Genomic DNA, 14,927 nt, shown 5'->3' on the forward strand with positions numbered 1-14,927 from the left:
TGTCGGGCGAGGTGCCAATTGATATTGCGCATGCCGGGGCAGGCGCTCATGCGCCTGGGCAATGATCATGCAGGGAATCCTCTAGCACCTTAGTGGAAGATTGCCTGCGCGGGCTGCGCGTTCGAACGCAATGGCAAACTTAGCGACGAGCGGTCCCGGCAGGCCCCAGCGATGCCCAAAGATGCTGTGCCGCATAGGCTCGCCACGGTCGCCACGCCAGGGCTCGTTGCGCAAGTTGGGCGTCCTCGCCTTCGAGCAGGCGCAACGCCTTGATCAGCGCCACATCGCCCAGCGGCAAGGCATCGGCCGCGCCGGCCTGGCGCATTGCCAGGTAGTGCGCACTCCAGGGGCCGATACCCTTGAGCTGGCACAGGTTGCGCAGCAGTTCATCCAGCACCTGCCCGCGGCGCAGCAACCTGGGCTCGGCGAGCAATGCATTGGCCAGCGTGCCCAGGGTGGCGGCGCGCGCTCGCGGCATGCCCATGCCATCGAATTTCGCAGCTGCCAATACCGTCAACGCCGGGAATACGTGGCTCAGGCCGGGTGCGGGCCAGCGCAAGGGCACGCCATGGCGTTGCACCAGGCGGCCGGCCAGGGTCATGGCCCCGGCCACACTGACTTGCTGGCCCAGCACAGTGCGCATGGCCTGTTCGCAGGCGTCCCAGCCTTGTGGCACGCGCAGGCCTGGGCGCTCCTGTAGCAGGCAGGCCATCAGCGGATCGCGGGACAGTTCGGCATTGATGCGCGCGGGATCGGCGTCGAGGTCGAAGACCCGCCTCAGCCTGGCGGTCAGGCCGGGTAGCGCGTGGGCCGGGACGCCTTCAAGGCGGACCCGCAGGTACTGGCTGCCCGAAGGTGTGGCGTGCAAGACGGCGTGTCGGCCGGCAATTACCAGGGTACGGCGGTAGGTGCCGTCGAGGCAGGTCTCGATGCCGGGGATGCAGCGGGCAGCGAGGAAGGCCAGGGTCGAGGGCCAGTGGTAAGGGGCACGGTAGCGCAGCCACAAGGTGTGGTGGCCGGGGGTGGGCAATGATCGGCGTACGGCGTGCAGGGGGGTGAGCTTTGGCATGGCTGCATCATGCCAGCAAAAGTAATACCTGTACCGGCCCTATCGCCGGCAAGCCAGCTCCCACAGGTACAGCGTTGCTCTCGAGATTGTCGCTGTACCTGTGGGAGCTGGCTTGCCGGCGATAGGGCCGGACAAGCCATTCAATCAACCAGGATCAATGCGCCGCACCGTCCCGCGCTTCCTGCATCTGCCCGAACCGCCCGGCATGGAAGTCGTCGAACGACTCGGCAATTTCCGCCTGGCTGTTCATCACGAACGGGCCATAGCCCACGATCGGCTCATCGATCGGTTCACCGCTTAGCAGCAGCAAGCTGGCACCTTCCAGCGCTTCGATAGCGACATCCTCGCCGCCCCGGTCAAACAGCACCAGGCTGGATGGGCCGGCTTCTCGCTCGCCGTTGATCCGCACGTTGCCGCGCAACACCACCAGCGCCGCATTGCGCCCAGCGGCGACCGGCAGTTGCAAGGCTGCACCGGCATTCAGGCGCAGGTCCCAGACATCCATGGCAGTGAAGGTCCGCGCCGGCCCCGAATGCCCACGATAGTCACCGGCAATCACCCGCAGGCTGCCGCCCTCGCCGTCCAGCCTCACCACCGGGATGTCCTTGGCCAGCAGCGTCTGGTAGCCGGCCGCTGCGCGCTTGTCCCGCGCCGGCAGGTTGACCCACAGCTGTACCATCTCCAGCGTACCGCCAGAACGGGCGAAACCTGGGGAATGGAACTCTTCGTGGATGATGCCATTGGCAGCAGTCATCCACTGCACGTCGCCAGGGCCGATCGAGCCGCCAGCGCCGGTGGAGTCACGGTGTTCCAGTTCGCCCTGGTAGACGATGGTCACGGTCTCGAAGCCGCGGTGCGGGTGCTGGCCAACGCCGCGCCGCGCACTGGTCGGGGTGAAGTCATGAGGGCCGGCATAGTCCAGCAGCAGGAACGGGCTGATCTTGCTGGCCAGGTTGTCGTAGGTGAACAGGCTGCGCACCGGGAAACCATCACCTACCCAGTGGGCGTGGGGGCTGCGGTGAATACCCAGAATCGTTTTCATGAGAAGGCTCCTCTCTTGGTTGAGATAACCTTACCAGTGAGACCAATCAGGCAATAGCCGGCTAAAATGGCATGCATCGTCTCATTAAAAGGACAATCAAAAAAAGACGGCGTGAAGTATCGGATGCCCCGCGTACTGCGACCTCAACCAATGCTCCAGCTTCAACGAAAAGGCTTGTCCCCGCCCCCTGAGTTCCCGATAGACCGGATCCGCCATGGCCTGGCCGGGGGTCAGACTATCCAGATGGCGGCGATTTTCCACCGAGGATATCAACTCGAGGAAAACTGCGTAGTCTTCGAACAGAGAAGCGCTGTAGGGGTTGGAGTCACCGAGCAATGCCAGGCGTTGCAGAGGGGTGAGGGCCAGCAATTGTTGAAGGCGCATGATCTTCGACGGCGCAGCGAGGCCGTGGACTTCGGCAATCGCCACGATACCGCCTGCAAAAAGCAGTTTTCGCGAAAATTGCAGTTTGATGTTGCGTACTCCCCACGCCTTGCCTTCGGCCCTCTTTTCCTCGAAATTCGCCATGAGGGTGCGGTAGTAGCGGATCAGGTCGTTAAGCAGGAACCTGGCAAGCCCGCTTCCATGATCATCAGGAATATAACGGCGCAGCAGGTCATTCTGCCACCAGGCAAAGGCCTCATGCCCGAAGAGGGCGCGGCCCTCGAGCAACATCAGCATTCGCCTGGTCAGCGCCGTATTGTCTTCGCATTTCCAACCTATGTGTTCGCTAACGTCTGAGTACAGCGCCAACGCCCCTCGGCCGAATTTCGCCTCGTCGCTTTCTCCCGGATGGCTGATGGGCCGGACAAGGTCGCTGACCTGGCGCAATATGTCGTCCAGACGATCCGCCGGCAAACTGGTGTCATGCACGATGAAGAAGTCGATGTCCGAAACAGGCGAAACCTCGCATCGGCCATAGGAGCCCACGCTGACCACAGCCAGAGGTGAACGCCCCGCCAGCGGTGCAAGCGTGCTGTACAGGGCCTGCCTGAGTGACTCGATTGACTTGCAGGAGTAGTCGTAGCGTTTTTGCAGATACGATGGCTGTAGCAGGGTCTTGCTGGTCATGTTCGTACGCTCGGGCAAAGCCCAAGATTACTCACGCCTTTGCGCCCGATGCTGTCTGGAAAAACTATCCCGCCGGTCCCTGCAGCAGGAAGGCCTGCACTTGTTCGGCGCACGCCTCAGGATGCTCCTGCATGAAGCAGTGCCCACCTGCAACCTGCCTGCCGCTGACCTGAGGGTTGAGCGCCACCAGGCGATTCACCGAATGCGGTACGAAGGGGTAGGTGTGCTCGCCGTACAGCACCCGCGTGGGCGTACGGATTGCCGCCAGGCTCGCCCACATGCGCTTGGGGAACGAACTGAATATTTCCACTTCGCGGCTGGGCCGGCACTTGAGCACCACCGCTTCGCCACAGTCGCCAATGGCATGCTCCACGTAGGCCCGCAGCGCCGCATCGGTCCACCCCTTGAAGATACCCCGCCCATGCAGCGAAGCCAGGGCTGCCTCGCGGTCGGGCCAGTGGCTGCGACGGCTGGCAGCCTTGCGCGCCAGGGCATGGCGCTGGTGCAAGCCGACCAGGGCTGCCATCCCCATCACACCCAGCATGCGCCGGCTGAACAGTACCGGGTCGAGCAGCACGGCACGCGTGAACAGTTGCGGTTCACTGGCCAGGATCAGGCCGGTGAGCACGCCACCGAAGCTGTGCCCGACGGCAAAGCGCGGTACGTCACCATACTCGCCTCGCCCGGCTGCAAAAGCCTCCACCGCCAACGCAGCGGTCCGGTTCCAGCCACGGAACACCCCGCCATGGTCGCTGTCACCATGGCCCTGTACATCGCTGAGCCACAGGTCGAAATGTTCGCCCAGGCGCATCAGCAATGGCTGGTAGGCCAGGCAGCAGAAGCCGTTGCCGTGCAGAAAATGCAGTAACGGCTTGCCACTGGCCGGGGTTCGCCAGCCCCGCAGGGTGAAGCCTTCGGCGCATTCGTGAGACCAGGGGATCAACTGCATCGGCTTACTGTACTCGCGGGGTCAGGAAAACGCTGATTCTACAAACAGCAGCGGGTACAGTGAAATCACCAGCAACAAGGCCATCAGGACATTGAACAGCATCAGCCAGCGCGGGTTCTGCAACAAGTTGCGCAGGGCGCTGCCGAACATCACCCACACCCCGACGCTCGGCAGGTTGACCAGGGCGAACAAGGCGGCAATGACAATGACGTTGGTCACATAGCCCTGCGCCGGCGTGTAGGTGGTGATTGCCCCGACTGCCATCACCCAGGCCTTGGGGTTGACCCACTGGAATGCCGCCGCTCCCCAGAAGCCCAGCGGTTTGCGGGCACTGGACGAAGCTGTGCCGACCGGCCCGGAGGTGGCGATCTTCCAGGCCAGGTACAGCAGGTAGGCGGCACCGGTGTAACGCAATACCGTATACAGCGCCGGCCAGGCTTTGAACACCTCGCCCAGGCCCAGGCCGACAGCCAGCACCATCACCATGAAACCGACACTGATGCCCAGGGCGTGCGGGATCGAGCGACGCACACCGAAATTCACCCCGGAGGCAAGCAGCATGGTGTTGTTGGGGCCAGGAGTGATGGAAGACACGAAGGCGAACAGCACGAAGGCGGTCAGCAGGTCGGCAGAGGCAAGCATGGCAGGCAATCCACTTTTTTTATGGGTGCTGTCACACTAACGGAGTCGCCCTCTTCTGCGACCGATACAGTTTCACTAAATTGTGTAGATACACATCGCTGTACCGCTACCATCAGATCAAGGAAGCCGTCCCATGAGCCTCACCATCCGTCCTGCCGTTCGCGCCGACGCCGAGCAGATACTTGCCTTCATCACCGAGCTGGCAGAGTACGAACGCGCCCGCCACGAGGTGATCGCGAGCGTTGCCGATATCGAGCACAGCCTTTTTGGCGAGGGCAGCACCGTGCATAGCCTGATGTGCGAGCGCGATGGCCGGGCAATCGGCTTTGCCGTGTATTTCTACAGCTACTCGACCTGGCTCGGCCGCAACGGCATCTACCTGGAAGACCTGTACATAACGCCCGAGCAGCGCGGCGACGGTGCCGGGCGGCAATTGCTGCGGCATATCGCCCGCGAGGCGGTGGCGAAGAATTGCGGACGGCTGGAATGGAGCGTACTGGACTGGAACGAGCCGGCTATCGGCTTCTATCAGAAGCTGGGGGCCGAAGCGCAGGATGAGTGGGTGCGCTACCGACTGGACGGGGACAAGCTGGCGGCGTTTGCCCGAGGCTGACCGGGCGCGCGTTCCCTCCCACAGGGTAGCCGGAGCGCCCGCAAACGATTCTGGCAATTGACGCCAGCCCCGCCCCATGGTCTCCTTATGCCTCGCGTTCAGGTGCCCCCGATGGGGGTGAAACGGGAAACCGGTGCGTCACAGGCCCTCCAGCAGGGCCGGACAAGGCCGGTGCTGCCCCCGCAACGGTAAGCGAGCGAAGCGTCTGTACCACTGTGCCTGATCCCCGGCATGGGAAGGTGACGCTTTCCAGGAGCCTGGCTCCTCCTCGCAAGCCCGGAGACCGGCCTGGCGTTCATGAACACCCCGCGGTGGGCGGGCGCTGTTGCATTCCCCTGGGCTGCCACGCTCGGGGCTGCCGCGCTTGCCCGTTGCCCACAAAAAGCAGAGGAACGCGTCATGCCCGTCACCAGCGCCAAGCAACACAGCATTACCACCCCCGTCACCCTCAGCCAGCGTGTCGTCATCGCCATCGGCGCCAGCCTGCTGGGCCTGTGCCTGGTGTACTTCGCCGGCTTTTCGCATATCGAGGCCGTGCACAACGCCGCCCACGACACCCGCCACAGCGCCGCATTCCCCTGCCACTGAGTACGCCCGATGATCACACGCATTGCCCGCACCGCGGGCTTCAGCGGGTTGCTGGCGGCCTTGCTGCTGACCCTGCTGCAGAGCTTTTGGGTCGCCCCGCTGATTCTCGAGGCAGAAACCTACGAATCCTCGGCCCCCGTCGCCGAGCACGAGCATGCTGGCGAAGTGGCAGCGCATGAACACAGCGCCGAAGCCTGGGCACCTGAAGACGGCTGGCAGCGAGTGCTGTCCACCACCGGCGGCAACCTGGTGGTCGCGGTCGGCTTCGCCCTGATTCTCACCGCCCTGTACAGCCTGCGTGAACCCAAGCGAGCCGGCACCGGCGCACTCTGGGGCCTGGCCGGCTTCGCCGTGTTCTGCCTAGCCCCGACCCTGGGCCTGCCGCCGGAACTGCCAGGTACTGCCGCAGCCGACCTGGGGCAACGCCAGGCTTGGTGGATCGGCACCGCCAGTGCCACCGCGCTGGGCCTGGCCCTGCTGGTGTTCGCTCGCCACTGGTTGCTGAAGGCGCTGGGCGCTGTGCTGCTGGTCATTCCCCATGTGATCGGTGCGCCGCAACCCGAGGTGCACGAGAGCCTGGCCCCCGCCGCCTTGGAAACCCAGTTCAAAGTGGCCTCCTGGCTGACCAACGCCGCATTCTGGCTGGCCCTGGGCCTGCTCAGCGCCTGGCTGTTCCGGCGCTCCAGCCAGGCCTGATGCCTGCCTTCTACGCCGGCTTCGGCTGTCGTCGGGGTTGCCCGGCGGATACGCTGGAAATCTTGCTGCGCCAGGCCCTGGCCACCCAGGGCCTGGCGTTGGCCGACCTGCAAGGCATCGCCAGCATCAGCCTGAAGGCCGACGAGCCCGGCTTGCAGCAACTGGCCGAACGCCTCGGCCTGCCTTTGGTGTTGTACGATACCGCGCAGTTGCAACCCTACGAACCCCGACTCAGCCACCGTTCCGCCGCTGCCCATGCCCACTGTGGCTGCTGGGGCGTGGCGGAGAGTGCGGCACTGGCCCTGGCCAGCCAGCGGGTTGGCACCGCCAGGTTGCTGCTGACGCGCAAGGTACTGGGCCCGGCTACCCTCGCCCTGGCCTGTTGAACGCTTCCCCTCTTTCCTGCAAGGACTTTCCATGACGGTCTACTTCATCGGCGCCGGCCCCGGCGACCCGGAACTGATCACGGTCAAGGGCCAACGGCTGATCCGCCAGTGCCCGGTGATCATCTATGCCGGCTCGCTGGTGCCGGCCGCCGTGCTCGAGGGCCACCAGGCCGAGACCGTGATCAACAGTGCCGAACTGCACCTGGAGCAGATCATCGCCGCCATGCGCAGTGCGCATGAGCAAGGCCAGGATGTGGCTCGGGTACACAGTGGCGACCCCAGCCTGTACGGCGCCATCGGCGAGCAGATCCGCCATCTGCAAACGCTGGGCATCGATTACCAGATCATCCCCGGGGTCACCGCTACAGCGGCCAGCGCCGCCCTGCTCGGCTGCGAACTGACCCTGCCCCAGGTAGCTCAGACCGTTATCCTCACCCGCTATGGTGACAGCTCGCCGATGCCGCCCGGCGAGCAGCTGGGCGACCTGGCGCGCCCTGGCAGCACCCTGGCGATTCACTTGGGGGTCAAGCACCTGTCGCGTATCGTCGAAGAACTGCTGCCGCACTACGGCACGCACTGCCCGGTGGCGGTGGTGCATCGTGCCACCTGGCCGGACCAGGACTGGGTGCGCGGTACCCTCGGCGATATCGTGGAACGCGTCGCGGCCAAGGATTTCCGGCGCACGGCGCTGATCCTTGTGGGCCATGTGCTGGGCGACACACCGTTTGCCGAATCGGCCTTGTATCGCGCCGGGCACGCCCACCTGTATCGCCCTGGCGACTGAGCATTGCCAGGTTCGCCGCAGGCGTAGCAGACTCCGGTTTCCCGCCTGCAAACAGGAGTCATGCCCATGCTGGACCTACGCCCAAACTGCGAGTGCTGCGATACCGACCTGCCGGGTGACAGCCCCGATGCGCTGATCTGCTCCTTCGAATGCACCTTCTGCCGCACCTGCGCCGAAAACCGTTTCCAGGGCCGCTGCCCGAACTGCACCGGCCAGTTGGTGGCACGCCCGACACGGGTCGGCCAGGCACTGGCCAACAACCCCGCCTCAACCCAGCGCGTGAGCAAATCACACTCCGCCTGCGCATGACGACTACAAAAACAGGCATCGCCGCTTTGCCAGGGTGATGTCTTTCCCACTTTTTGTAGGACTTTTCAACAACAAGCACGTGGACTTTCAACACTTCTATACTCGGCATTACCAAATTTCGGGAATGGTCGTATCGTGCAGCGCTTCCGATAACCCCACTTGCAGACGTATTCCTGAGTGATCCAGGAAGCGGACCACATCCTGACAGGAGTTTTCTTCATGACTACCGTGCTGATCGTCGACGACCACCCCATCGTCCGGCTGTCCTTGCGCATGTTGCTCGAACGCGAGCGCTTCCGTGTTGTCGGCGAGGTCGGCAATGGCAGCGAGGTGGCGCAGGTGGCCCGCGACCTGCGACCGGATGTGGTAATTCTCGACATCGGCCTGCCCGGCCTGGATGGCATGGAAGTGATAAAGCGCCTGCAATGCCTGGAGCCGGCGCCCAAGATCATGGTGCTGACCGGCCAGGCCACCGACCTGTATGTGCGGCGCTGCCTGGATGCTGGCATCGGCGCTTTTGTCACCAAGGAAGAAGACCACGAGGCGTTGCTGTTTGCCCTGAAAGCGCTGGTCAAGGGCTACTCGACCTTCCCGCAGATGTCGGTCAACAGCAACTCGCTGGAAAGCGAGCCAGTGCGCCTGTCCAGCCTGTCCAACCGGGAAATGGAGGTGCTGCGGCGCCTGGCGCGCGGCGAGAACAACAAGAATATCGGCACCTGCATGAACCTCAGCGCCAAGACCATAAGCACCTACCGGGGCCGCATCATGGAAAAGCTCAAGACCGAATCACTGGTTGAAATGGTCGACCTGGCCAAGCGCAACAGCGTCTATTGAGCGCTCGATGACAATGAAGCGCCTGCTGGCAAGCGCCCTACTGGTCATCGGCCTGGCCGGTTCCGGCGCGCTGCTGGCAAACAGCGAACCTCGCCAGTTGCTGGCACGCTCGGTCAGCGCCGCGGCCCCGCTTGCGCTGTCCAGCGAAGAGCGGCATTGGCTACAGCAACGCCAGCACCTGGTACTTGGCAGTTCGCGCCCCGACTACCCACCGCTGGAGATCAATGTCAGCCAGCACGACTACGAAGGCCTCAGCGCCGATTACGCTGGCATCATCGCAGAACAGCTGGGTACCACCATCGAAGTACGACGCTACGACAGCCGCCACGAAGCCATCGCTGCGCTACGCGACGGCCGTATCGACCTGCTGGGCAGCTCCAACGCCTTCGAGGCAGCGGATGCCCAGCTCAGCCTCAGTTCAAGCTACGCCGACGATCTGCCAGTCATCGTCACACGCGAGGGGCGCAGCCTGAAGAACACCCCCGACCTCGCCGGCCTGCGCCTGGCCATGGTCGATCATTACCTGCCGGCCAGCAGCGTCCGCAGCCTGTACCCCAAGGCACAATTGAGCCTGTATCGCTCGACCCTGGCCGGGTTGGCCGCCGTCGAGCTGGGCGAGGCCGACGCCTACCTGGGCGATGCCATCAGTACCGACTTCGCGATTGGCAAGAGTTACCAGGGCACACTGAAGATCGATCACTTCTGTCAGGTTGCCCCTGGCGCGTTTGCCTTTGCCATGGCCAGTGACAACCCGCGCCTGCGACAGTTGGTCAACAAGGCGCTGGCACGTATCAGCGAAAGCGAACGCCTGAATATCCTGCGCCGCTGGAGCAGTGGCAACACCAGCCTGCTGCTGCAGCGCCACCTCACCGCCCTGACCGCCGAAGAAGAAGCCTGGATAGCTGCCAACCCCAACGTCAGCGTGCTGGTCAACACTTCGCTGGCGCCACTGACCTTCAACGACACCAAGCACCGCCCCAGCGGCATCACCCTCGAGCTGCTCAAGCAGATCTCGCTGCGCACGGGGCTGCATTTCAAGCCGGTCGAAAGCCCGTCGGCGCAGGCAATGATCGAGCGCCTGACGCGCGGGGATGCGCAGATGATCGGCGCATTGGGTTACAGCACAGACCGTTCGAAACAACTGCGCTATACCCGCCCCTACCTGGTCAGCCCGCGGGTGCTGGTCACCCGTGGCGACAATGCTTCACCGCCGCAGGCCATGGCGCTGGATGGCATGCGCATCGCCCTGGTACGCGGTTCGCCGCAACGGGCCGTGCTGCAACAACGCTACCCACAGGCCAGGATGGTCGAGGTGGACAACCCGCTCGGCCTGATGGAGGCCGTGGCCAACGGTGCCGCCGACGTCGCCCTGAGCAGCCATATCAATGCCGCCTACTACATCAGCCATGTGTTCAAGGACCGCCTGCGCATTGCCAGCGTGCTCGACGACGACCCGGCCATCGCCGCCTTCGCCGTGGCCGCGGACCAGCCACAGCTGCAGGCAATCCTCGACAAGGCGCTGCTGAGCATTCCACCCGAAGAGCTGGACCAGCTGATCAACCGCTGGCGCACCACCACCCTGGTCAGTGACAGCCCCTGGCGCGACTACCGCACGCTGGTCTTGCAAGTGCTGGTGCTGTCGGCCTTGCTGCTGGCCGGGGTGGTGTTCTGGAACAGCTACCTGCGCAAGCTGATCAACCAGCGCACCGAGGCCCAGCATGCCCTGCAAGCGCAACTGGCGCTTAGCCGCGGCCTGCTTGAACAGCTGCGCCAGGCCAAGGACGACGCCGAACAGGCCAGCCAGACCAAAAGCACCTTCCTGGCCACCATGAGCCATGAAATCCGTACCCCGATGAATGCCGTGATCGGCCTGCTGGAGTTGGCCCTGGAAGACAGCCGCGGCGGCCGCTGCGACGCCCAGACCCTGCAGACCGCCCACGATTCGGCCATTGGCCTGCTTGAGCTGATCGGCGATATTCTCGACATTTCCCGTATCGAATCCGGGCATATTACCCTGCAGCCAGTGCCCACCAACCTGGTAGAACTGGTACGCGCCACCGTGCGGGTATTCGAAGGCAATGCAAGGGCCAAAGGCCTGCACCTGCACAGCGAACTGCCCGCTGCGCCGGTGTGGGTGCTGGCTGATCCGCTGCGCCTCAAGCAGGTCTTGTCCAACCTTATCAGCAACGCCATCAAGTTCACCGACAGCGGTGAAGTCCAGGCCAGCCTGCTACTGCCCTCGCCCACCGACACTGACAGCCTGGCAGTGGAGCTGAGTGTGCGAGACACCGGCATCGGCATCAGCCCTGCCGACCAGGCCCGGCTGTTCAATACCTTCGTCCAGGCCGACGGCCCCCGGGCACGCCAGGGCGCCGGCCTGGGACTGGTCATCAGCCGCACGCTGGCCGAGTTGATGGGCGGTACCTTGAACTTGCAGAGCGTCGAAGGCCTTGGCACCAAGGTGCAGGTCAGCCTGCAGCTGCCCGCCTGCGCTGCACCGGTGCAGGCCGACCAGCACGACCCTGTGCTGGAAACAAGCAGCGGCCCTTTGAACATACTGGTGGTCGACGACTACCCCGCCAACCTGCTGCTGCTGGAGCGGCAACTGCATACCCTGGGGCATCGGGTCACGCTGGCGGAAAACGGGGAAATCGCGCTGGCACGCTGGCAGGCTGCGCGCTTTGACCTGGTAATCACCGACTGCAGCATGCCGGTCATGGACGGCCACGAACTGACCCGCCGTATCCGCAGCCTCGAGGGTGAACGCGGCCTGGCGGCATGCCGCATTCTCGGCGTCACCGCCAACGCCCAGGCCGAGGAGCGTGCCCGCTGCCTGGCCAGCGGCATGGACGAATGCCTGTTCAAACCCATCGGCCTGCGTACGCTCAAGACCCACCTGCCCCACGCCCACGCCCGGCAGCAGCCGACAGCACGGCGCGCCAGCGGGTTCAACCTTGGCGAACTGCGCCACCTGACCCAGGACGACGAACAACTGACGCGGAACTTGCTGCAGCAGTTGTCACAAAGCGTCAGCGAAGACCTGGCCACCTTGCGGGCGTTGCCAGCAGAGGCCCCCGGCGAAACTTTGCGCGCCTTGGCTCACCGGATCAAAGGTGGGGCGAAGATGCTCAAGGTACGCACGCTGGTCAAGGATTGCGAAGCCATCGAGCAGGCCCTCGACCAAGGCCTGCCGACGGTTGACCTTCGCCTGCAACTACAGGCCAGCCTGGAGACCCTGCTGGACGAGCTGGGCGATGTGCTCAGTGCAATTGCAGCGTCGAACTGATCTGGCTGATAGCGTTTACCACGTGCCGTGAACCCTGCTGGATTTCCATGATCACCGTACCGGCTTCGTTGGCCAGCGCCACACCATGGCCGGTACGCTTCAGGCTCGACTGCATGCTGGCCACGGCCAACAGCGACAGGTCGTGGTTCTGCCGCACCACGTCGACGATTTCCAGGGTAGCCTTGCTGGTTCGCGCCGCCAGGCTGCGCACCTCGTCGGCCACCACGGCAAAACCGCGCCCGTGCTCGCCGGCGCGCGCCGCCTCGATGGCTGCGTTCAAAGCCAACAGGTTGGTCTGGTCGGCAATGCCACGGATGGTCAGCACTATCTGCCCGATCACATCCGACTGCTTGCTCACCGCATCGATACTGCGTGCCGCGTCGTTGAGTTCATGGGAAATCTGCTCGATCACCTGTACCGCCTGCTGTACTACTTCGGTGCCCTTGCGCGCGCAGGCATCGGTCTGTACCGAACTGGCATGGGCAGCATCGGCCGCGCTTTGCTGGGTACTGACCTGGCGCGTGATGTCGCTGGCGAACTTCACTACCTTGTACAAGCGGCCCTTGCTGTCGAAGATCGGGTTGTAGGAGGCCTCCAGGTAGACCGTCTGGCCATGTTTGTCGACACGCTCGAAACGGTGCGAGTGGTACTCGCCGCGGTTGAGCGATGCCCAGAACTCGCGGTACTCGACCGATTCGCGCTCGTGCGCCAGGCAGAACAGCCCGTGATGGCGACCGACCACCTCGTCCAGGCGATAGCCCATGGTGTCGAGGAAGTTCTGGTTGGCCTTGATCACCCGGCCTTGCGGGGTGAATTCGAATACCGCCATGGAGCGGCTGATGGCCTTGAGCAGGCTTTCGCTCTCGTGCTCCTCCATCACTCGCTGGCTGATGTCGGATGCCACCTTGATAACGCTGGTGACCTGGCGCTGCTCGTCCAGTACCGGCATGTAGCTGGCTTCCAGCCAGACTTCGCGTCCGGCCTTGTCGATGCGCTCGAAGGTACCGCTGATGGCCTTGCCCTGCCCCAGTTCACGCCACAGTTGCTGGTATTCGGCGCTTTTCGCGTAGCCAGGGTCGCAGAACAGCCGATGATGCTTGCCGCGCAACTCCTCGGCGCTGTAGCCCATGGCTTGGCAGAAACGCTCATTGGCATCGAGGATCGTGCCGTCGGGGGTGAACTCGATCATTGCCATGGAGCGGCTGATCGCCGCCAGCTTGGCCTGCAAGCTGGCCAATGCCTGATGACTGCGCTGGATTTCGACCAGATCGGACTTGCGGTGGAAATCGAACATGACGCCGGGCTCCTGTATGCGCGGTGTCCTGAGCATAGATCGCCTGGCGTAGGTCGTGGCTTTTGTGGCGCCTGTGAGATCGAGCGCCGCCCGCGCGGCGCTTCGCAGCACAAGGCTGCTCCTACATCTGTTTCAGGCCAGTAACGCCTGTGCCAGAGCGCGCGACCGCCTTGTTCGTACAACCCGATATCGAGCCACGCTCCAGAGCGTTCGCGCACAAACCTCACAGGAATAAGTGGCCCGAAACAGATGTAGGAGCAGCCTTGTGCTGCGAAGCGCCGCGCGGGCGGCGCTCGATCTCGAACCCACCACACCACTCAAGACAAACTCAGGAACTCTCCCGCACCATCAACTCGAAGCCCAGGTCCTGCTGCGCATTCGGCACCCGCTTGCCATCGAGCAGCGCCAGCAGCGCCTGCGCCGCGCCGCGCCCCACAGCGGCGCGAGGCGTGCGAATCGAGGTCAGCCGCGGCACCATGTGCGCCGAAGCCGGCAAGTCGTTGAAACCGACCATCGCCACCTGCCGCGGCACCTCCACCCCTTGGCGCAATGCCTGCAGCACCGCGCCCTGGGCCAGGTCGTCGTTGCAGAAGAAGATACCGTCGACATCTGGCGCCTGCCGCATCAGTTGGCTGAACAACTCGCTGCCCAAGGCAATGGAAGAAGGCTCCGGCGTCAGCACTTCCAACTCGGCCGCCTGCAAGCCGGCCTCGGCCAACGCCTGGCGGAACCCTTCGGCACGCTGCATCACTCGTGGGTCCAGCTGTGCGGCAATGAACCCCAGGCGCTTGCGCCCGCGCTCGATCAGGTGGCGGGCGGCGGCGCGCCCGGCTTGCTGCTGCGAGAAGCCGACGGACAATGCACCAGCTTCGCCATTCAGTTCCATCATGTGCACACAAGGTACGCCACTGGCCGCCAGCATCTGCCGCGATGCCTCGCTGCGCTCGAAACCGGTCAGCAGCATGCCGCAGGGCTGATAGGCCAGGTAGTTGCGTATGAGGTTCTCCTCTTCGGCAAGATCGTAGTGATAGTTGCCGATCAGCACCTCGAGCCCGCGCGGGCGCATGACCTCATGAATGGCTTCCAGCGTGTCGATGAACAGCTGGTTGGACAGCGACGGGATCAACACCACCACTGACTGGCTGCGCGCCGATGCCAGGGCACGGGCCGCCGGGTTGGCGACATAACCGAGGCTCGCCGCGGCAGCAACGACCTTTTCCACCAGCTCCGGCGCAACCGTGCTGACCCCGCGCAGGGCGCGCGACGCGGTAATCGGGGAAACCCCGGAAAGCCTGGCAACTTCTGCCAGGGTGGGACGACCTGTGGTACGGGAGCCGGTGCGGGACATGGATGTTGTAATTTTA

At 64.0% G+C, this 14,927-nt stretch carries 15 protein-coding genes, 1 pseudogene and 1 riboswitch; of the genes and pseudogenes, 8 read left to right on the forward strand and 8 right to left on the reverse strand.

The window, feature by feature from the left end; genetic code table 11:
* Nucleotides 1-139: 139 nt before the first annotated feature.
* From AC2T3R_RS14035 to AC2T3R_RS14055, 5 genes are all read right to left on the reverse strand, one after another.
* Nucleotides 140-1,069, reverse strand: coding sequence for a DNA-3-methyladenine glycosylase family protein (locus tag AC2T3R_RS14035; protein ID WP_486743802.1), 930 nt, complete (start codon nucleotides 1,067-1,069; stop codon nucleotides 140-142).
* A gap of 154 nt (nucleotides 1,070-1,223) precedes the next feature.
* Nucleotides 1,224-2,111, reverse strand: a complete 888-nt coding sequence (locus AC2T3R_RS14040) for a pirin family protein (RefSeq protein WP_486743803.1) — start codon at nucleotides 2,109-2,111, stop codon at nucleotides 1,224-1,226.
* A gap of 96 nt (nucleotides 2,112-2,207) precedes the next feature.
* On the reverse strand, nucleotides 2,208-3,182 hold the full coding sequence (locus AC2T3R_RS14045; protein ID WP_410952403.1) for a nucleotidyltransferase family protein: 975 nt from the start codon (nucleotides 3,180-3,182) through the stop codon (nucleotides 2,208-2,210).
* Between the two features lie 64 nt (nucleotides 3,183-3,246).
* Nucleotides 3,247-4,131 carry an alpha/beta fold hydrolase gene (locus tag AC2T3R_RS14050; RefSeq protein ID WP_486743804.1) on the reverse strand — a complete coding sequence of 295 codons (885 nt, stop codon included), beginning with the start codon at nucleotides 4,129-4,131 and terminating at the stop codon, nucleotides 3,247-3,249.
* 21 nt (nucleotides 4,132-4,152) lie between these two features.
* Nucleotides 4,153-4,773, reverse strand: coding sequence for a LysE family translocator (locus AC2T3R_RS14055; protein ID WP_015270522.1), 621 nt, complete (start codon nucleotides 4,771-4,773; stop codon nucleotides 4,153-4,155).
* Nucleotides 4,774-4,906: 133 nt separating this feature from the next.
* On the opposite strand from AC2T3R_RS14055, the gene AC2T3R_RS14060 reads away from it, so the two are divergent.
* The 8 genes from AC2T3R_RS14060 (at nucleotide 4,907) to AC2T3R_RS14095 (ending at nucleotide 12,269) form a co-directional block, all read left to right on the forward strand.
* Complete coding sequence (locus tag AC2T3R_RS14060; protein WP_410952401.1) at nucleotides 4,907-5,386, forward strand: GNAT family N-acetyltransferase; 480 nt, start codon at nucleotides 4,907-4,909, stop codon at nucleotides 5,384-5,386.
* A gap of 83 nt (nucleotides 5,387-5,469) precedes the next feature.
* A riboswitch (cobalamin riboswitch) is annotated at nucleotides 5,470-5,692 on the forward strand.
* A gap of 93 nt (nucleotides 5,693-5,785) precedes the next feature.
* On the forward strand, nucleotides 5,786-5,974 hold the full coding sequence (locus AC2T3R_RS14065) for a CbtB domain-containing protein (RefSeq protein WP_003258255.1): 189 nt from the start codon (nucleotides 5,786-5,788) through the stop codon (nucleotides 5,972-5,974).
* A gap of 9 nt (nucleotides 5,975-5,983) precedes the next feature.
* On the forward strand, nucleotides 5,984-6,670 hold the full coding sequence (locus AC2T3R_RS14070) for a CbtA family protein (protein ID WP_039613698.1): 687 nt from the start codon (nucleotides 5,984-5,986) through the stop codon (nucleotides 6,668-6,670).
* On the forward strand, nucleotides 6,670-7,056 hold the full coding sequence (locus AC2T3R_RS14075; protein WP_410952400.1) for a cobalamin biosynthesis protein: 387 nt from the start codon (nucleotides 6,670-6,672) through the stop codon (nucleotides 7,054-7,056). Before AC2T3R_RS14070 ends, AC2T3R_RS14075 begins: the two co-directional genes overlap by 1 nt.
* Nucleotides 7,057-7,087: 31 nt before the next feature.
* Nucleotides 7,088-7,840, forward strand: a complete 753-nt coding sequence (gene cobM, locus AC2T3R_RS14080; RefSeq protein WP_486743805.1) for a precorrin-4 C(11)-methyltransferase — start codon at nucleotides 7,088-7,090, stop codon at nucleotides 7,838-7,840.
* Between the two features lie 66 nt (nucleotides 7,841-7,906).
* The gene (locus tag AC2T3R_RS14085; protein WP_397461117.1) at nucleotides 7,907-8,149 is read left to right on the forward strand and encodes a DUF1272 domain-containing protein; all 243 of its coding nucleotides are present in this window, start codon (nucleotides 7,907-7,909) and stop codon (nucleotides 8,147-8,149) included.
* Nucleotides 8,150-8,368: 219 nt separating this feature from the next.
* A complete protein-coding gene (locus AC2T3R_RS14090) occupies nucleotides 8,369-8,983 on the forward strand; it encodes a response regulator transcription factor (protein ID WP_015270527.1) in 615 nt (204 codons plus the stop codon).
* A gap of 13 nt (nucleotides 8,984-8,996) precedes the next feature.
* Nucleotides 8,997-12,269 (forward strand): transporter substrate-binding domain-containing protein, encoded by a 3,273-nt coding sequence (locus tag AC2T3R_RS14095; protein ID WP_486745291.1) that lies wholly within the window; start codon nucleotides 8,997-8,999, stop codon nucleotides 12,267-12,269.
* Here the strand turns inward: AC2T3R_RS14095 and AC2T3R_RS14100 are convergent.
* From AC2T3R_RS14100 to gntR, 3 genes and pseudogenes are all read right to left on the reverse strand, one after another.
* On the reverse strand, nucleotides 12,244-12,681 hold the full coding sequence (locus tag AC2T3R_RS14100; RefSeq protein WP_239688284.1) for a methyl-accepting chemotaxis protein: 438 nt from the start codon (nucleotides 12,679-12,681) through the stop codon (nucleotides 12,244-12,246). The genes AC2T3R_RS14095 and AC2T3R_RS14100 overlap by 26 nt on opposite strands.
* A 99-nt stretch (nucleotides 12,682-12,780) precedes the next feature.
* Nucleotides 12,781-13,599, reverse strand: a pseudogene (locus AC2T3R_RS14105) (PAS domain-containing protein); the annotation flags it as partial.
* A gap of 292 nt (nucleotides 13,600-13,891) precedes the next feature.
* Nucleotides 13,892-14,911, reverse strand: coding sequence for an HTH-type transcriptional regulator GntR (gene gntR, locus AC2T3R_RS14110; protein WP_085720342.1), 1,020 nt, complete (start codon nucleotides 14,909-14,911; stop codon nucleotides 13,892-13,894).
* Nucleotides 14,912-14,927: the final 16 nt, after the last annotated feature.

The sequence above is a fragment of the Pseudomonas sp. PVC-5-1 genome (genome assembly GCF_057444345.1).